Origin of the sequence: Novosphingobium sp. B-7, from assembly GCF_000410615.1 — a bacterium.
GTDB classification, from domain to species: Bacteria; Pseudomonadota; Alphaproteobacteria; order Sphingomonadales; family Sphingomonadaceae; genus Novosphingobium; species Novosphingobium capsulatum.
Genome location: NZ_APCQ01000261.1, coordinates 1 through 601, shown reverse-complemented (window position 1 = coordinate 601; position 601 = coordinate 1). Strand labels below are relative to the sequence as shown.

Below are 601 nucleotides of genomic sequence, written 5' to 3'. Positions count from 1 at the left end.
GGGGAGGTGGCGGGCCGCAGGCCCGACGGAGGGGGAGCTATTTCCGCCCGAACAGCTTCTCGATATCGCCGTGCGCCAGCTTCACCCAAGTCGGCCGGCCATGGTTGCATTGGCCCGAGCGTGGGGTCACTTCCATTTCGCGCAGCAGGGCGTTCATTTCCGGCACCGACAGCACGCGGCCAGCGCGCACCGAGCCGTGGCAGGCCATCGTCGCCAGCACCAGATCCAGCCGCTCGCCCAGCAGCAATGCATCGCCGTGCTTGGCCAGATCGTCGGCCACGTCGCGCACCAGGGCCTGGACATCGCCCTTGGCCAGCGCCGCCGGCACGCTGCGCACCAGCATCGCGGCCGGGCCGAAGCGTTCGAGAGCAAGGCCGAAATCGGCGAGGCGCGGCGCGGCTTCTTCAAGGCGGTCGCACGATGGTTCATCGAGGTCGACCACTTCGGGCAGCAAGAGGGCCTGGGCGGGGGCTGTGCCCTCGCCTGCGCCGGCGGCGCGGAGGCGCTCGAGGACGAGGCGTTCGTGCGCGGCGTGCTGGTCGACGATGACCAGGCCATCGCTGGCTTCGGCGACGATATAGGTCTTGGCCACCTGGCCCCG

The 601-nt window shown here is 70.4% G+C and carries 1 pseudogene; it reads right to left on the bottom strand.

Annotated features, from left to right (window positions below):
• Nucleotides 1–37 precede the first annotated feature (37 nt).
• Nucleotides 38–601: pseudogene (locus H926_RS25390) on the bottom strand (DNA mismatch repair protein MutL); the annotation flags it as partial.